The 15,827-nt window shown below is 70.8% G+C and carries 15 protein-coding genes; 8 read left to right on the forward strand and 7 right to left on the reverse strand.

What is annotated here, in order from left to right; genetic code table 11:
* Window positions 1-31: 31 nt before the first annotated feature.
* From Raf01_RS01515 to Raf01_RS01525, 3 genes are read left to right on the forward strand one after another with little or no spacing between them, the layout of a single operon-like run.
* The gene (locus Raf01_RS01515; protein ID WP_373319427.1) at window positions 32-955 is read left to right on the forward strand and encodes an ABC transporter permease; all 924 of its coding nucleotides are present in this window, start codon (window positions 32-34) and stop codon (window positions 953-955) included.
* Entirely contained in the window at window positions 952-2,070 is a 1,119-nt protein-coding gene (locus Raf01_RS01520; RefSeq protein ID WP_373319428.1) for an ABC transporter ATP-binding protein, read from the forward strand. Before Raf01_RS01515 ends, Raf01_RS01520 begins: the two co-directional genes overlap by 4 nt.
* Entirely contained in the window at window positions 2,054-3,097 is a 1,044-nt protein-coding gene (locus tag Raf01_RS01525; RefSeq protein WP_203915850.1) for an ABC transporter ATP-binding protein, read from the forward strand. The genes Raf01_RS01520 and Raf01_RS01525 overlap by 17 nt, the downstream gene beginning before the upstream one ends.
* 67 nt (window positions 3,098-3,164) lie before the next feature.
* Here the strand turns inward: Raf01_RS01525 and purH are convergent, their stop codons facing one another.
* From purH to icmB, 6 genes are all read right to left on the reverse strand, one after another.
* A complete protein-coding gene (gene purH / locus Raf01_RS01530; protein ID WP_203915851.1) occupies window positions 3,165-4,721 on the reverse strand; it encodes a bifunctional phosphoribosylaminoimidazolecarboxamide formyltransferase/IMP cyclohydrolase in 1,557 nt (518 codons plus the stop codon).
* Window positions 4,718-5,323 (reverse strand): phosphoribosylglycinamide formyltransferase, encoded by a 606-nt coding sequence (purN, locus tag Raf01_RS01535; RefSeq protein ID WP_203915852.1) that lies wholly within the window; start codon window positions 5,321-5,323, stop codon window positions 4,718-4,720. The genes purH and purN overlap by 4 nt, the downstream gene beginning before the upstream one ends.
* Before the next feature lie 48 nt (window positions 5,324-5,371).
* The gene (locus Raf01_RS01540; RefSeq protein ID WP_239133288.1) at window positions 5,372-6,733 is read right to left on the reverse strand and encodes a cell division protein PerM; all 1,362 of its coding nucleotides are present in this window, start codon (window positions 6,731-6,733) and stop codon (window positions 5,372-5,374) included.
* Between the two features lie 65 nt (window positions 6,734-6,798).
* On the reverse strand, window positions 6,799-7,686 hold the full coding sequence (sucD, locus tag Raf01_RS01545; RefSeq protein ID WP_203915853.1) for a succinate--CoA ligase subunit alpha: 888 nt from the start codon (window positions 7,684-7,686) through the stop codon (window positions 6,799-6,801).
* A gap of 1 nt (window position 7,687) precedes the next feature.
* On the reverse strand, window positions 7,688-8,899 hold the full coding sequence (gene sucC, locus Raf01_RS01550) for an ADP-forming succinate--CoA ligase subunit beta (protein WP_203915854.1): 1,212 nt from the start codon (window positions 8,897-8,899) through the stop codon (window positions 7,688-7,690).
* 359 nt (window positions 8,900-9,258) lie between these two features.
* Window positions 9,259-9,663: a coenzyme B12-dependent isobutyryl CoA mutase small subunit gene (gene icmB, locus Raf01_RS01555; protein ID WP_203915855.1), complete on the reverse strand. Its 405-nt coding sequence runs from the start codon at window positions 9,661-9,663 to the stop codon at window positions 9,259-9,261.
* A 435-nt stretch (window positions 9,664-10,098) separates the two neighbouring features.
* On the opposite strand from icmB, the gene Raf01_RS01560 reads away from it, so the two are divergent.
* A complete protein-coding gene (locus Raf01_RS01560; protein WP_373319429.1) occupies window positions 10,099-10,812 on the forward strand; it encodes a M23 family metallopeptidase in 714 nt (237 codons plus the stop codon).
* Between the two features lie 55 nt (window positions 10,813-10,867).
* Here Raf01_RS01560 and Raf01_RS01565 read toward each other — a convergent pair whose 3' ends face one another.
* Entirely contained in the window at window positions 10,868-13,390 is a 2,523-nt protein-coding gene (locus tag Raf01_RS01565) for a UvrD-helicase domain-containing protein (protein ID WP_203915857.1), read from the reverse strand.
* A 156-nt stretch (window positions 13,391-13,546) separates the two neighbouring features.
* On the opposite strand from Raf01_RS01565, the gene Raf01_RS01570 reads away from it, so the two are divergent.
* The 4 genes from Raf01_RS01570 to Raf01_RS01585 all read left to right on the forward strand — a co-directional run bounded on the left by Raf01_RS01570 (window position 13,547) and on the right by Raf01_RS01585 (window position 15,689).
* Entirely contained in the window at window positions 13,547-13,912 is a 366-nt protein-coding gene (locus Raf01_RS01570) for a hypothetical protein (protein WP_203915858.1), read from the forward strand.
* Window positions 13,913-14,039: 127 nt separating this feature from the next.
* Window positions 14,040-14,429: a hypothetical protein gene (locus tag Raf01_RS01575; RefSeq protein ID WP_203915873.1), complete on the forward strand. Its 390-nt coding sequence runs from the start codon at window positions 14,040-14,042 to the stop codon at window positions 14,427-14,429.
* Window positions 14,430-14,611: 182 nt separating this feature from the next.
* A complete protein-coding gene (locus Raf01_RS01580) occupies window positions 14,612-14,929 on the forward strand; it encodes a chorismate mutase (protein ID WP_373319431.1) in 318 nt (105 codons plus the stop codon).
* Window positions 14,930-14,951: 22 nt separating this feature from the next.
* Window positions 14,952-15,689 (forward strand): PIG-L deacetylase family protein, encoded by a 738-nt coding sequence (locus tag Raf01_RS01585; protein WP_239133289.1) that lies wholly within the window; start codon window positions 14,952-14,954, stop codon window positions 15,687-15,689.
* Window positions 15,690-15,827: the final 138 nt, after the last annotated feature.

A 15,827-nucleotide genomic window follows, 5' to 3' on the forward strand; every position in this document is an offset into this window, starting at 1 on the left:
GCTAGGCGAGCGCGGCGGAGCCGCTCCCCCCGTGAGGATCAGGATCGCTTCGTCCGCGGGCCTGCCGGGCATCGCGCCGCGCGACGGCGAGCCGGACGCCGGCCCACCGCGCGGGCTCGCCGGGGACGCCTGGTACGACCTGCGTCGCAAACCGATCTTCTGGGTCGCCGTGACGCTCGTCCTGCTGTTCCTCGTCATGGCGACCGTCCCGCGGGTCTACACGTCGATCAGCCCGACCGTGTGTGACCTGTCCCGTTCGCAGAACCCGCCGAGTGGCCAGCACTGGTTCGGCACCGACCTGCAGGGTTGCGACGTGTACGCCCGGACGATCTACGGTGCCCGCGCCTCGATCCTGGTCGGCGTCCTGTCGACCCTCGTCTCCGGGGTGCTGGCCCTGGTCGTGGGCATGGTCGCCGGGTACTACGGCGGCTGGATCGACGCGCTGCTGACTCGGATCATCGACATCGTGCTGGGCATCCCGCTGCTGCTCGCGGCGATCGTGCTCAGCCGCTCGTTCGGTACCCGTGACCTCGGGATCTGGCCGGTTGTGCTGGTACTCGGCGTGCTCGGCTGGACGACCGGCGCCAGGGTCGTGCGGTCCTGCGTGATCAGCGCGAAACAGCAGGACTACGTCCAGGCGGCCCGGATGCTCGGTGCCGGCAACCGCCGGATCATGTTCCGGCACATCCTGCCGAACGCCGTCGCGCCATTCATCGTCGTGCTCACCATCGCGCTCGGCGTGTTCATCGCGACCGAGGCCACGCTGTCCTTCCTCGGCGTCGGCCTCAGGCCGCCCACGATCTCCTGGGGGGACGACATCTCTGTCGCGCAGGGCCGGTTCTACCAGGCCCCCTGGCCACTGCTGTTCCCCGCCGGCTTTCTGGCGCTGACCGTCGTGGCGTTCAGCATGCTCGGCGAGTCCGTGCGCGAGGCGTTCGATCCGAGGCTGCGATGACAGGCCTGTACTCGCCTCCGCCAAAAACCGGCTCCGGCTCCGCTCAGGCGGCGATGACGGGCCCGTACTCGCCTCCGCCACAAACCGGCTCCGGCTCCGCTCAGGCGGCGATGACGGCCATGGTGGCGGCGCCCCTGCTCGACGTGCGGGACCTCGCGCTCCAGTTCCACACCAGGGACGGAGTGGCCACGGTGCTGAACGGTGTCAGCTACCACCTCGACCCCGCCGAGGTGCTCGCGGTGCTGGGCGAGTCCGGCTCCGGCAAGTCGGTGACCGCCCACGCCATCATGGGCATCCTGGACACTCCGCCGGCCCGGATCACCGGCGGCGAGATCCTCTATCAGGGCCAGGACCTGCTGCGCATGCCAGAGTCGGCGCGGCGGCGATTCCGCGGGCGGGAGATCGGCATGATCTTCCAAGACGCCCTGTCCGCGCTCAACCCGGTGTTCTCCGTCGGCTTCCAGATCGCCGAGGCCGTGCGCCTGGGCGAAGGTACGTCCCGGGCGGACGCGCGCAAGCGGGCGGTGGAGCTGATGGATCTGGTACGGATTCCCGGGGCCCGCCAGCGCGTCGGCGAATACCCGCACCAGTTCTCCGGCGGCATGCGCCAACGCATCATGATCGCGATGGCGCTGGCACAGCGCCCGAAGGTGCTCATCGCCGACGAGCCGACCACGGCGCTCGACGTGACGGTACAGGCGCAGATCATGGATCTCCTCGCCGAGCTGCGCAGGGACCTCGGCATGGCGATGATCCTCATCACGCACGATCTCGGGGTGGTGGCCGACGTCGCGGACCGGATCGTGGTCATGTACGCCGGCCGGATCGTCGAGCAGGCCGACGTGTACCAGCTGTACCGGACGCCGGGGCACCCGTACACGCGGGGGCTGCTCGCGTCGGTCCCCCGGCTGAACGGGAAGGGTGCGCCGCTGGCCACCATCCCCGGGCTGCCGCCGAGCCTGACGAAGATCCCCACCGGCTGTCCGTTCCATCCGCGCTGCCCGTACGCGCGGGACGTGTGCCGCTCGACGGTGCCGCCGCGGGTACCGCTGGGGATCGGGCGCTACAGCGCCTGCCACTTCGCGAGAGAGGTTGCCGATGGTCGCCGCGGCTGAGCCGTTGATCCGGGTGGAGAACCTGGTCAAGCACTTCGGCACCACCGGCGGCGGCACCGGTCGCGGCCGGTCGCGCCACGGCCGGGCCGGGCGGCACCCGGGCGCGATCCGGGCGGTCGACGGGGTCTCCTTCGAGCTGTACCGGGGTGAGACGCTCGGCGTGGTCGGCGAATCCGGCTGCGGGAAGTCCACGCTGGCCAAGCTGCTGATGTTGGCGGAGCGTCCGACGGCGGGCCGGGCCTACCTGGAGGGCCGGGACATGCTCAAGATGTCCGGTGCCGAGCTGCGCCGGCTGCGCCGCCGGGTACAGATGGTCATGCAGGACCCGTACACGTCGCTGAACCCTCGGATGACGGTCGGCGACATCGTCGGCGAGCCGTACGAGATCCATCCCGACGCGGCGCCGCGCGGCGACCGGCGCCGCCTCGTCCAGCAGCTGCTGGAGTACGTGGGCCTGAACCCGGAGCACATCAACCGGTACCCGCACCAGTTCTCCGGCGGGCAGCGCCAGCGCGTCGGGATCGCCCGGGCGCTCGCCCTGCGCCCCGAGGTGATCATCTGCGACGAGCCGGTGTCCGCGCTGGACGTGTCCATCCAGGCACAGGTGATCAATCTGCTCGAACGGCTGCAGGCCGAGTTCGGGCTCTCCTACATCTTCATCGCGCACGACCTGTCGGTGGTCAGGCACATCTCCGACCGGGTCGCGGTGATGTACCTCGGCAAGTTCGTCGAGGTCGGCACCGAGGCGCAGATCTACGCCCGGCCGACCCACCCGTACACGCAGGCTCTGCTGTCCGCGGTGCCGGTGCCCGATCCGGACGCCCGGGCGTGGCGCGACATCATCCGGCTGGAGGGCGACGTACCGTCACCCGCCGACCCGCCGTCCGGCTGCCGCTTCCGCACCCGTTGCTGGCGGCCCCGCGAGCGGTGTGCGACCGAGGAGCCGCCGCTGGCGATGCGCGCGGCCGACCCGCACCCGAGTGCCTGCCACTTCGCCGAGCTGCGTCACGGCGCCAGCCGCTGGTGAGCCGGAGCGCCGCCCGGGTTCTGTCCGGTCGTCGCCGCCGGTCGGCAACAACCGGCAGGACCGGGTCTTAGTGGTAGAAGTGGCGGGTACCGGTCAGGTACAGCGTCACGCCGGCGGCCCGGGCCGCGGCGATCACGTCGTCGTCGCGCACCGAGCCGCCGGGCTGGACCACCGCCCGTACGCCGGCTTCGGTCAGCACCTGGAGGCCGTCTGGGAACGGGAAGAACGCGTCCGACGCGGCCACCGAACCCGCCGCCCGGTCGCCGGCCCTGGACACCGCGAGCCGGGCGGCGTCCACCCGGTTGACCTGGCCCATGCCCACGCCGACGGACGCGCCCTGAACGGCCAGCAGGATCGCGTTGGACTTCACCGACCGGATGGCGCGCCAGGCGAACTCCAGGTCGCGCAGCGTCTGCTCGTCGGCCGCGTCGCCGGCGGCCAGGCGCCAGGTCGACGGCGCGTCGCCGGGGGCGTCGATCCGGTCCGCGGTCTGGGTCAGCACGCCGCCGGAGACCAGGCGCCACTCCGCCGGTTCCGGAGTCCATTGTGGAGCGACGAGGATCCGAACGTTCTTCTTGGCGGCCAGGATCTCCACGGCACCGTCCTCATAGGACGGTGCGACGACGACCTCGGTGAAGATCTCGGTGACCTGCTTGGCCAGCTCGACGGTGACCGCCTGGTTCACCGCGATCACCCCGCCGAACGCGGACACCGGGTCGCAGGCGTGCGCCTTCCGGTGCGCCTCCGCCACGTCCGCCCCGACCGCGATGCCGCACGGGTTGGCGTGCTTGATGATGGACACACACGGCTGGCTGAAGTCGTTGGCCGAACGCCAGGCGGCGTCGGCGTCGACGTAGTTGTTGTAGGACATCTCCTTGCCGTGCAACTGCTCGGCCTGGGCCAGTCCGGCCGGGCGGGACGGGTCGGCGTACAGGGCGGCCTGCTGGTGCGGGTTCTCGCCGTACCGCAGCACGTTCTTCTTGCGCAGCGCCAGCCCGGCCGTGTCCGGCCATCCGGCGGCGTCCGGCCCCAGCTCCTGCACCGCGAACCAGTTGGCGATCGCGACGTCGTACTCGGCGATGTCGGCGAACGCGCGGGCCGCCATCGCCCTGCGCTGCGCCAGCGTGGTGCCGCCGCCCTGAATCGCCTTGATCAGCGTGGGGTACGCGTCGATCGAGGTCACGACCGCGACGCTCGCGTGGTTCTTCGCCGCGGACCGGACCATCGCCGGCCCGCCGATGTCGATCTGTTCCACGCACGCGTCGAAGTCCGCCCCCGAGGCGATCGTCTCGGTGAACGGGTACAGGTTGGACACCAGCAGGTCGAACGGCTCGATCCCGGCCTCGGTCAGCGCCGCCGCGTGCGAGTCCAGGCGCAGGTCGGCCAGCAGTCCGGCGTGCACCTTCGGGTGCAGGGTCTTGACCCGGCCGTCCAACATCTCCGGGAAACCGGTCAGCTCTTCCACCGGGGTCACCGCGATCCCCAGCCCGGCGATGCGGGCCGCCGTCGACCCGGTCGACACGATCTGCACACCGGCCGCGTCGAGCGCCCGGGCCAGCTCTTCCAGGCCGGTCTTGTCGTACACGCTGAGCACCGCGCGCCGGATCGGGCGTAGCTCGGTCATGGAATGGTGACCCTTCTTCCCGTGACGGTCCAGCCCTCCCGGACCAGTCGTCCTATCACGTCAACGAGCTGGCTTCGCTCGGCGACCTTGATCCGCTCGGTGAGGCTCTCCTCGGTGTCGTCGTCGTTCACCGGCACCGCCACCTGCGCGATGATCGGCCCGGTGTCCACGCCCGCGTCGACGAAAAACAGAGTGGCTCCGGCGAGCTTCACGCCGTAGGCGAGCGCGTCCCGCGGCCCGTGGATGCCCGGGAACCCGGGCAACAGGGCGTTGTGCGTGTTCACGTACCGACCGGCGAACTCCACGAGGAACGCGGGGCCGACCAGTTTGAGGAAACCGGCGGAGACCACCAGGTCGGGCTCGTACCGGGCGACCGAGGCGGCCAGCGCGCGATCCCAGTCCTCCCGGGTCGGGTAGTCCGCGACCCGGTGGACGAACGTCGGCACGTCGCGCTTCGCCGCGCGGACCAGGCCCTCGATGTTGTCCCGGTCCGCACCGACCGCGACGACATCGGCGCCGTAGCCGGGGTCGGCCGCCGCGTCGAGCAGCGCCTGAAGGTTGGTACCTGAGCCGGAAACCAGCACGACGAGGCGTGCGGTCACTGGGCCGCCCCCGCCGCAGCGAACACCTTGCGCGTCACCGGGCGAACTTTACCGGTACCGTCCGGACCGCCGCCCACCGGCCAATACCCTGGTCGCGGCGGCGGCGATGACCGCGCCCACGGCGACCACCAGCGCGCCGACCAGCCCGACCGTCCACCCCGTCGGCCCGGTCTGCGCGAGCCGGCCGGAGCCCAACGATCCGCCCGATGCCCAGGCGACCAGGCCGAGCAGGATGCCGGCGGCGGGCCCGGCCAGGGCGGCCGCGCCCAGCAGCGCACTCCAGGTCGGCTCCGGTGTGCCCTGCTCCGCCTGGCGGAGCCGGCGCCGGGCGAGCAGCCAACCGGCCGCCATCCCGCCCGCCATCGGTACCCCGAGCAGCGGCGCGGCCAGGCCGGAAACCGCGGTACTCGGCAGCCCGGCGAGCACCGGTATGGCCGGCAGGGCGCCCAGGCTCACCTTGGCGGCGCTGACCGTGGCCCCCGCTCCGACCACGAAGCCCGGGCCGACCAGGTAGGACATCGACCACACCGCGAGGTTCGGAGCGAAGACCAGGCAGAGCAGGGTCAGCCCGGCCTGTCCCGCGACGCCGGTGCGGTACGCCGCGAACATCGAACTCGCTTCGCCGCCGGCCACCGCCACCGCCACCCCGGCGACGGCTGCCCCGGCGCCGAGCACGAGCAGCGCCGCGACCACACCGGTACGCACGGCGTCCCGGGCCACCAGCGGCAGGCGGTCCCACCAGCCGGCCGCGATCCGGCTCTCCACGACGGCACCGGCCAGCGCCGTGAGCAGCGCGAACACGCCACAGGTGAACCCGGCCCGGATGGGACTGATGGCCAGCGCGTCGTTGTGCGCGGCCGCGGCCGCCACGACGCCGATCACCCCGTACACGAGTCCGACCATGGTCGCCGCCACGATCGCGAGGCGCAGCGGCCCGCGTTGCCGGGCGCCGATGGCGCGGGCGGTGTGTACCCCGGCCCGGGCGACCCGCCACGCGGCCAGCCCGGAGACCGCGAGCGGTACGAGGCCGAGAGGCCCGGCGCTGGTACCCAGCGGTACGCCGTGCGCGAGCAGCCACCCGGCGGTGCCGAACCGGAACACCACGGGTGCCGACGCCCCGCCGCCCACCAGGACGACGAGACCGAGTACGGCGACCACCGACAGGTACGACACCACAGCCGCCCAGCCCGTGGTGACCGCGGCCGCGACCAGCACCGGTGCCCTGCGGCGGCGCACCGGCCGCCGGGACGTCGGAGAGCCGGCCCCGGTGCGGCCGGCCGGTCCACGCCCGCCGCCGGAGGCCGGCCGTGCCCGGGTGCCGTCCGGCTGCCGGGGCACGCCGCCATCGAGCCGCGACGACGTCGTCGCGAGGGGCTTGTCGGGCCCGTCCTTCGAAGGGGTGCCTGCCATCGCCTCTGACTCTCTCAAACGTGAGACGGCCGGTCACGCGACCGGCCGTCTCACGTTCGTTTGGTTCAGAGCGACTGAATGACCTCACGCATGAGCGCGGCGGTCTCGCTGGGGGTCTTGCCGACCTTCACACCAGCCGCTTCCAGCGCCACCTTCTTGGCGTCCGCCGTACCGGACGAGCCCGAGATGATCGCGCCCGCGTGCCCCATCGTCTTGCCGGGAGGCGCGGTGAAACCGGCGATGTAGCCGACGACCGGCTTGGTGACGTTGGCCTTGATGAAGTCCGCGGCCCGCTCCTCGGCGTCGCCGCCGATCTCGCCGATCATCACGACCGCCGCGGTCTCCGGGTCGTCCTGGAACGCCGCCAGCGCGTCGATGTGGGTGGTGCCGATGACCGGGTCGCCACCGATGCCGACGCAGGTGGAGAAGCCGATGTCCCGCAGCTCGTACATCATCTGGTAGGTCAGCGTCCCGGACTTGCTGACCAGGCCGATGCGGCCCGGGCCGGTGATGTCAGCCGGGATGATGCCCGCGTTCGACGCGCCCGGCGAGGCGATGCCCGGGCAGTTCGGCCCGATGAGCCGGGTCTTGTTGCCGTTCGCGACGTTGTACGCCCAGGCCGCCGTCGAGTCGTGCACCGGGATGCCCTCCGTGATGACCACGGCGAGCGGGATCTGCGCGTCGACCGCCTCGATCATCGCGGCCTTGGCACCGGCCGGCGGAACGAAGATGACCGACACGTCCGCGCCGGTCTCCTTCATCGCCTCGGCCACCCCGGCGAACACCGGCACCTGGGTGCCGTCGAAGTCGACGGTGGTGCCGGCCTTGCGCGGGTTCGTACCGCCGACGATGTTCGTACCGGCGCGAAGCATCCGGCGGGTGTGCTTGGAGCCCTCGGAGCCCGTCACACCCTGGACGATGACCTTCGAGTCCTTGGTGAGCCAGATCGCCATGTCACACCCCGCTTTCGTCGCGGACCCGCGAGCTCTCCGCGGAAACCCCAGCCAGCTCGGCGGCCCGCCGCGCGGCGCCGTCCATCGTGTCTACCCGTTCCACCAGCGGATTGCCCGCGTTGTCCAGGATCCGCCGACCCTCCTCGGCGTTGTTGCCGTCCAGGCGCACGACCAGCGGCTTCGTGACCGCCTCGCCCCGCTCGCCGAGCAGCTTGAGGGCCTGGAGGATGCCGTTGGCGACCGCGTCACAGGCGGTGATGCCACCGAAGACGTTGACGAAGACGCTGCGTACCGCGGGGTCGGACAGGACGATCTCCAGCCCGTTCGCCATCACCTCGGCGCTCGCGCCGCCGCCGATGTCCAGAAAGTTGGCCGGGCGTACCTTGCCGAACTCCTCGCCCGCGTACGCCACCACGTCCAGCGTGGACATGACCAGACCGGCGCCGTTTCCGATGATGCCGACCTCACCGTCGAGCTTGACGTAGTTGAGGTCGCGCTCCTTCGCCCGCTGCTCCAGCGGGTCGACCGCGGAGGTGTCCTCCAGCGCCTCGTGATCCGGGTGGCGGAAGCCGGCGTTGCCGTCGAAGGTGATCTTCGCGTCGAGCAGCAGCACCCGACCGTCAGCGACCTTCGCCAGCGGGTTCACCTCGACGAGGGTCGCGTCCTCGGCGACGAACGTCTGCCACAGCTTCACAGCGATGGCCGCGACCTGGTCGGCGACGTCGGCCGGGAACCCGGCCCGGCTCACGATGTCCCGAGCCTTGGCCTCGTCGACACCGACGTTCGCGTCGATCGGCTCCTGGACGACCTTCTCCGGAGCCTCGTGCGCGACCTGCTCGATCTCCATACCGCCGGCCACGCTGGCGATGCACAGGAACGTGCGGTTCGCCCGGTCCAGCAGGTACGAGAAGTAGTACTCCTCGGCGATGTCGGCGGTCGTGGTGACCATGACCTTGTGGACCGTGTGGCCCTTGATGTCCATGCCGAGGATGTCCCGTGCTCGGGCCTCGGCCTCGTCCACGCCATCGGCGAGCTTTACCCCGCCCGCCTTGCCGCGGCCACCGACCTTGACCTGGGCCTTGACGACCACGCGTCCGCCCAGCCGATCGGCGATGGCGCGGGCCTCCTCCGGGGTGGTGGCGACGCCGCCGTCCAGCACCGGCAACCCGTGCCGGGCGAACAGCTCGCGCCCCTGGTATTCGTACAGGTCCACGTTGCGCGTCCCGTTCCGATCGCGCCCGCCTTCCGCTAAGCCGGGCCTTCGGCCCGAAGCCTAACCGCCGGTTTGGCCCGGTCTGCGGGACGGGTACGCCCTGTGCCCTACCGCACAAATTAATCGAACCGGCCGCGTAACCCCCTCACCGAGCCGTCGTTGAGAACAATGTCGACGCCGGGAACGGGGTCGACACCAAAGGCGGCCGATGCCCTGTCGGTCGAGGGGTGGCGGCGGGGCGTCGTGCATAGAGCGGCCGGACGTGTGAGGGGTGCGTCCGGCCGCTCCCTTTCTTTTTCCCGTTAGTTGCGCGGCTCATCGAATTACGCGACACAGCGTCACTCGACGGCCGCGTTCTGTCAGGAAACCGGAGTGGCGACGTGTTCCCGTACCCACTCCACGATCGACGCCGTGGTCGCGCCGGGAGTGAAGATCTTAGCTACACCGATGCGTTCCAACTCGGGGATGTCCGCGTCCGGAATGATGCCGCCGCCGAACACCACGATGTCCGCCGCGTCGCGCTCGGCAAGCAGCTCGACGACTCGCTTGAACAGAGTCATGTGCGCGCCGGACAGGACGGACAGCCCGACCGCGTCGGCGTCCTCCTGGATCGCGGTCTCCACGATCTGCTCCGGCGTCTGGTGCAGGCCGGTGTAGATGACCTCCATGCCAGCGTCGCGCAACGCCCTGGCCACCACTTTCGCGCCCCGGTCGTGGCCATCCAGCCCGGGCTTCGCGACCACCACGCGGATCCGAGAACTCATCGCGGCACCACCTCTCCCCTTGACCGACCGCTTCCGACCAGTCTGGCTCGGCGCGTCTGGCACCGGTCGGTCCGACCGGCCCGGGGCCGGCCATGGCGCCGTGGCCCGGCATCTGCGTCACAGTCTGCCGGACTCACGTGAACGAACGCTAATGAGGGACGGCGAGGCGGCTACCGGTACCCGAATTACTTTACGGTAAGTACTACATCGAATACTTAATGTGTGGCCGGATAACGAGTGTGGGGGCCCGAAGGTAACGAATTTCGCGCTTTGCCCCCGGCGGGACGGACAACGGTACGGAGAAGTTGCGCGGCTGGCTTGTGTGGCTGGTAACAAATTCGCTACGGTGGCTGCTGTTGTCCTCCGAGCGACATCCGGATGGCGACGCGGAGGCGGTCACTGATCGATGCCGACCAGGGTCCGGCCACCGCGGCAATGACACTGATTCGGAGGATGTGCGTGTCTTCTCGGGAAGATCGCGGTCGCTATCGTGGCCACCGCAGAGCACCGACTCCACCCCGAGCGCGATATGCGGCGGTGGCGACGACGGCCCTCGTGGGCGCGGGCATGGTCGCCCTGGCGGCGGCCTCGTCCATGCCGGACCACAAGGCCGACCCAGCCGCACTGAACGCGGCAAACTTCTCCAGCTCCACCACCGGCATCGACGCGGCGAGCCGCCAGGCCAACGCCGACCGGGCAGGTCGGTCGACCGACCGGTCCGACATGACCAGCGTCGACCAGATGATCCCGAACCTCTGGTTGCTGCCGGTGAAGAACTACACCGTCGCCCCGACGACCGGAGCGCAGACGGGCATCGACCTGATGGCGGCCGAGGGCACGCCGTTCTACGCGGCCCACGACGGCACGATCAAGCTGGCCCGCTGGTGCGGCGGCTACGGATACACCGTCGAGGTGGACACGGGCGCCGGGACCACGATCTTGTATGGTCACGCCTCCACGTTGACGGTCAAGGAGGGTCAGAAGGTGCACGCCGGGGATCAGCTCGGCCTGACCGGCAACACCGGATACTCCTTCAACCCGCACCTGCACTTCGAGATCCAGCAGAGCGGCAAGGCCGTCAACCCGGTCTCGTTCCTGATGGCGCAGGGTGTCAACATCCCGGACCACAACGAGGCGATCGACAGCTGAGTCTTCCGAAACCGCCCCGGCCACCCAGACAGGGTGCGGGGCGGTTTTCCGTATCTCAGATCTTCTCGATGGGGGCGTGCCGCAGCACGATCCACATCGTCTGGTCCCCGAAGTCGATCTGCGCCTGAGCCCGGGCACCGGCCCCCTCGACCGCGACCACCCGACCCAGGCCCCAGCGCTGATGGTTCACCCGGTCGCCGGGTTGCACGCTGGGCACGTCGGCCGCCTTGCCCAGCTCGCTCGCGGTGGACAGGCCGGCCGTCGCCGGGATGCCCAGCCGCTCGGCCAGCCGGGCTGCCTTGGGCGTGTTGTTGGCGAACCGGTTGCCGGTGAACCCGGCCCGGCCACCGACTCCGCCGCCGCTACCCGACCAGGACGTGTAGGCCCCCTCGGTCCGCTCCCAGCGCAGCAGGTCCTCGGGCAACTCCTCGAGGAACCGGGACGCCGGGTTGTACTGCGGCTGCCCCCATGCCGAACGGGTCACCGACCGGGACAGGTACAGCCGGTGCCTGGCCCTGGTGATCCCCACGTAGGCGAGCCGGCGCTCCTCCTCCAGCTCCCGGTTGTTGCCCAGCGACCGCAGGTGCGGGAAGACCCCGTCTTCCAGACCGGTCAGGAACACCACCGGGAACTCCAGGCCCTTCGCGGTGTGCAGGGTCATGAGGGTCACGACGCCCTGGTGCTCCGGGTCCTCCGGCGGGATCTCGTCGGCGTCGGCGACCAGGGAGACCTGCTCCAGGAAGCCAGCGAGGGTGGGGCCGCCGGTGGCGGGCGCCTCGGCGATCGGTGCGGGGGGCGGTGTGGCGCCGGGCGCCGCGCTCTCGTCTTCGGTCCCGTCGCCGTCATCCTCGGTCGCGGCGGCGAGCGCGGCGGCCGTGGCCTCGGCCCGTTCGGTGTACTCCCGGGCCACGCTCACCAGTTCCTGCAGGTTTTCCACCCGACCGGCGTCCTGCGGGTCAAGGCTGTCTTCCAGCTCGGCGAGGTATCCCGAGCGCTGCAGTGCCGCCTCCAGCACCTCCTCGGCCGGCGCCGTCGCGGCCAGTTCGCGCAGCCCGTCGAGCAGGGCGACGAAGTCATTGATCGCGTTTACCGCGCGGGTGGAGATGCCCGGCGCGTCGCCCGCCTTGCCCAGCGCGGCGCCGAAGGAGATCCGGTCGCGGCTGGCCAGCGCCTCCACGCATGCCTCGGCCCGGTCGCCGATGCCCCGGCGTGGGGTGTTGAGGATGCGTCGCAGGCTCACCGTGTCGTCCGGGTTGTCGACCGCCCGCAGGTAGGCCAGCGCGTCGCGGACCTCCTTGCGCTCGTAGAACCGCACCCCGCCGACCACCTTGTATGGCAGGCCGATCCGGATGAACACCTCTTCGAAGACTCGGGATTGGGCGTTGGTGCGGTAGAACACCGCGACGTCGCCGGGACGGGCCAGCCCCTCGTCGCCGAGCCGGTCGATCTCCCGGCCGACCCAGTCGGCCTCGGCGTGCTCGGTGTCGGCGACGTACCCGACGATCTGCTCGCCGGTGCCCTGCTCACTCCACAGCCGCTTCGGCTTGCGCTCGGTGTTGCGGTCGATGACCGCGTTCGCCGCCGACAGGATCGTCTGCGTGGAGCGGTAATTCTGCTCCAGCAGGATCGTGCGGGCGTCCGGGTAGTCCCGCTCGAACTCCAGGATGTTACGGATGGTGGCGCCGCGGAACGCGTAGATCGACTGGTCCGCGTCGCCGACCACGCACAGCTCCCCGCTGTCCCCGACCAGCTCCTTGACGAGCATGTACTGCGCCTGGTTGGTGTCCTGGTACTCGTCGACCAGGACGTGACGGAACCGGCGACGATATTTCTCCGCCACCGCCGGGAACGCCTGGAGCAGGTGGACGGTCGTCATGATCAGATCGTCGAAGTCGAGCGCGTGCGCCTCGCCCAGCCGGCGCTGGTAGAGCGTGTATGCCTCGGCCAGCGTGCGCTCGGCCGGACCGCTGGCCCGGGCCGTGAACGTCTCGGGATCGACCAGCTCGTTTTTCAGGTTGGACACCTGCGCGGCCAGCGACCGGGCCGGGTAGCGCTTGGGGTCGAGGTCGAGCTCCCGGGCGACCAGTTGCATGAGCCGCCGGGAGTCGTCGGCGTCGTAGATCGAGAAGGTCGACTTGAGGTTGGCGTGCTCGTGCTCGGCCCGCAGGATGCGCACACAGGCGCTGTGGAAGGTGGACACCCACATGATCCGGGCCCGCCCGCCGACCAGCGCGGCGACCCGTTCCTTCATCTCGCCCGCGGCCTTGTTGGTGAAGGTGATCGCGATGATCTCGCCCGGATGCACATCACGGGCCGCCAACAGGTAGGCGATGCGGTGGGTGAGCACCCGGGTCTTGCCGGAGCCGGCGCCGGCCACGATCAGCAGCGGCGAACCGGCGTGCACGACGGCCGCCCGCTGGGGTTCGTTGAGCCCCTCGAGGAGCTTCTCCGGATCGTTTCTCCGGGGGCCGTCACGGCGAGGACGATCGCCGGATGGGGAGTCACCGGATTGTCCGCGGTGCCCGGAGTGCTCGGCGGGCGACGGCGGGTTGGCGGGGGCGTCGAAGAGAGCATGCATCGCGTATCCGAGTCTATGCCGAGCCTCCGACAGAACACGGCTGGCCGGTCGGCGCGGTCCGGCGCGCCTTCCGCCGCCGGTCCGGCCGGTGCCCGCCGCCCCACCACCGGGGCCCGGTCCACCGGGCATCCGGTACAGCCCGCTAGGGTGGCCGCCATGACACCGCACGGTGTGGGTACGGCGATCATCGTCACCGCGTTGCTCGCCGCCGCCTGGTGCCTGGTGACCACGCTGCGCAAGCACGCTATCGGCATCGGCGAGCTGATCGCCATGGGCGTCGTGCAGGCCCTGGTCATGGCGCAGATCGTGATCTCGGTGGTCCACCTCGCCCAGGGCCAGCGGCCGCAGTCGCTGGTCACGTTCGTCGGGTACCTGGTCGCGATCTTCGTGATCCTGCCGGCGGCCGGTGTGCTGGCGCGGCTGGAGCCGACCCGCTGGGGCGCGCTCATCGCGACCATCGGCTGCGCGGTCGTCGCGGTGCTGATCGTCCGGCTCAACCAGGTGTGGACCGGCGTTGGCTAAGTCCGCGTCGCATCCCGAGCCGCTGGACCGGCCCGCCCAGAAACCGGACGGGCCTGGCGACACAGCGTCCACAAACCCCGGGCCGCTTGACCGGCCCGCCCACAAGCCGGACGGGCCGGGCGGCAGAATCCCCGGCCCCAGGCCGACGAACGCCGGCCCCGGACGGGTGCTGGTCGCGGTGTACGGGCTGTTCGCGCTCGCCGCGACCGCCCGGGCGGCGGTACAGATCGCGACCAAGTTCCACGAGGCGCCGCTGGCGTACCTGCTCTCCGCGCTGGCCGGCGTCGTCTACATCCTGGCGACCGTGGCGCTGGCCCGCTCCGACCGGCGGTTCGCCGTACTCTGCTGCTCCGTGGAGCTGGTCGGGGTACTGGCGGTGGGCACCGCCAGTGTGATCGATCGGGGCGCTTTCCCGGATGCGACCGTCTGGTCCGGTTACGGCCAGGGATACGGCTTCGTCCCGCTTGTCCTGCCGGTACTGGGCCTGCTGTGGCTGCGCCGTACGGGACGGGCTTGACTCGTCCCCTTTCCGCAGTGGCATACTCGTACCCGTGCATAACCAAGCGCGATTTTTTTACTACGGCACCGGAAGTCCGGCAGCCGTAGGTCGCGCCTGATCACATGACCTGCGAAACGCCCCGGGCTTCCGAGTCCGGGGCGTTTCGGCGCTCCCGGGCCAGGCAGGCCGGCACAGGAGACATCGAGGAGCAAACCATGAGCGCGACCACTCTCAATGGCGCGACGTCCGAGTCCACCGAGGGCGGGCCCGATCCCGCGAGCAGTCACATCGCCGATCTCCGCCAGCGCATCGACGAGATCGACGCGGCGATCATCGCCCTCTGGAAGGAGCGGGCGGCGATCTCCCAGGAGGTCGGCAAGACCCGGATCGCGTCCGGCGGCACGCGCCTCGTCCTGTCCCGGGAGCGCGAGATCCTCAACCGCTTCCGCACCGAGCTGGGAGCAGACGGTACGCAGCTCGGGCTGCTGATTCTGCGGGCCGGGAGGGGGCCGCTGTAGCCGCGACGGTAACGTTCCGACCGTGAGCTTCCCGCCCTCCGCCAAACCCATCGCAGACGCCCGCCGAGTCTTGGTGGTCTCCGCCCACCCCGACGACGTGGACTTCGGCGCCGCCGGCACCGTGGCCCGCTGGGTCGAACAGGGGCTGGAGGTCACCTACCTGCTGGTCACGCGCGGCGATGCCGGTGGCTTCGACGACACGCCGCGCGAGGCGATGCCGCTGCTGCGCGAGGCCGAGCAGCTGGCCGCCGCCAAGGCCGTCGGGGTCGAGCAGGTGGAGTTCCTCGACGGGTACCCGGACGGCACCCTCCAGCCGACGATCGAGCTGCGCCGGGACATCACCCGGGCGATCCGCCGATACCAGCCAGACCGGATCCTGACGAACTCACCACTGCGGCGCTGGGACCGCATCGCCGGCCCGAGCCACCCCGACCACCTCGCCGTGGGCGAGGCCACCACCTGCGCCATCTACCCCGACTCCCGCAACCCGTTCGCGTTTCCCGAGCTGCTTCGGGACGAAGGGCTGGAGCCGTGGGTCGTACGCGAGGTGTGGTACCAGGGCGGTCCGGACCCGGACCTCTACGTGGACGTGACCGCCACGTACCCGCAGAAGATCGCCGCACTTCTCGCGCACATCACGCAGACCTCGCACATCGATGTCGAAAGCCGCGTGCAGGCGATGCTCGCCGCGAACGCGGCGGCGGCCGGGCTGCCCGAGGGCCGGCTGGCCGAGGCGTTCACGGTCTTCTCGACCGGCTGACCCCGTCCGGCCCGCATCCGGCGAAGATCAGCGGGTCTGTGCTCGCCTCCGCCAAAACCCGGCTCCGGCTGCGCTCAGACGTTACAGCGCGGGTCTGTGCTCGCCTCCGCCAAAACCCGGCTCCGGCTGCCTCAGACG

Source organism: Rugosimonospora africana (genome assembly GCF_016862975.1).
Lineage (GTDB): Bacteria > Actinomycetota > Actinomycetes > Mycobacteriales > Micromonosporaceae > Rugosimonospora > Rugosimonospora africana.

Excerpts from the sequence above, each read along its gene's own strand:
- Raf01_RS01520 (WP_373319428.1), top strand. The coding sequence starts at position 952 with ATGACAGGCCTGTACTCGCCTCCGCCAAAAACCGGCTCCGGCTCCGCT.
- Raf01_RS01525 (WP_203915850.1), top strand. The coding sequence starts at position 2,054 with ATGGTCGCCGCGGCTGAGCCGTTGATCCGGGTGGAGAACCTGGTCAAG.
- purH (WP_203915851.1), bottom strand. The coding sequence starts at position 4,721 with ATGACCGAGCTACGCCCGATCCGGCGCGCGGTGCTCAGCGTGTACGAC.
- Raf01_RS01540 (WP_239133288.1), bottom strand. The coding sequence starts at position 6,733 with ATGGCAGGCACCCCTTCGAAGGACGGGCCCGACAAGCCCCTCGCGACG.
- sucD (WP_203915853.1), bottom strand. The coding sequence starts at position 7,686 with ATGGCGATCTGGCTCACCAAGGACTCGAAGGTCATCGTCCAGGGTGTG.
- icmB (WP_203915855.1), bottom strand. The coding sequence starts at position 9,663 with ATGAGTTCTCGGATCCGCGTGGTGGTCGCGAAGCCCGGGCTGGATGGC.
- Raf01_RS01560 (WP_373319429.1), top strand. The coding sequence starts at position 10,099 with ATGACACTGATTCGGAGGATGTGCGTGTCTTCTCGGGAAGATCGCGGT.
- Raf01_RS01565 (WP_203915857.1), bottom strand. The coding sequence starts at position 13,390 with ATGCATGCTCTCTTCGACGCCCCCGCCAACCCGCCGTCGCCCGCCGAG.
- Raf01_RS01570 (WP_203915858.1), top strand. The coding sequence starts at position 13,547 with ATGACACCGCACGGTGTGGGTACGGCGATCATCGTCACCGCGTTGCTC.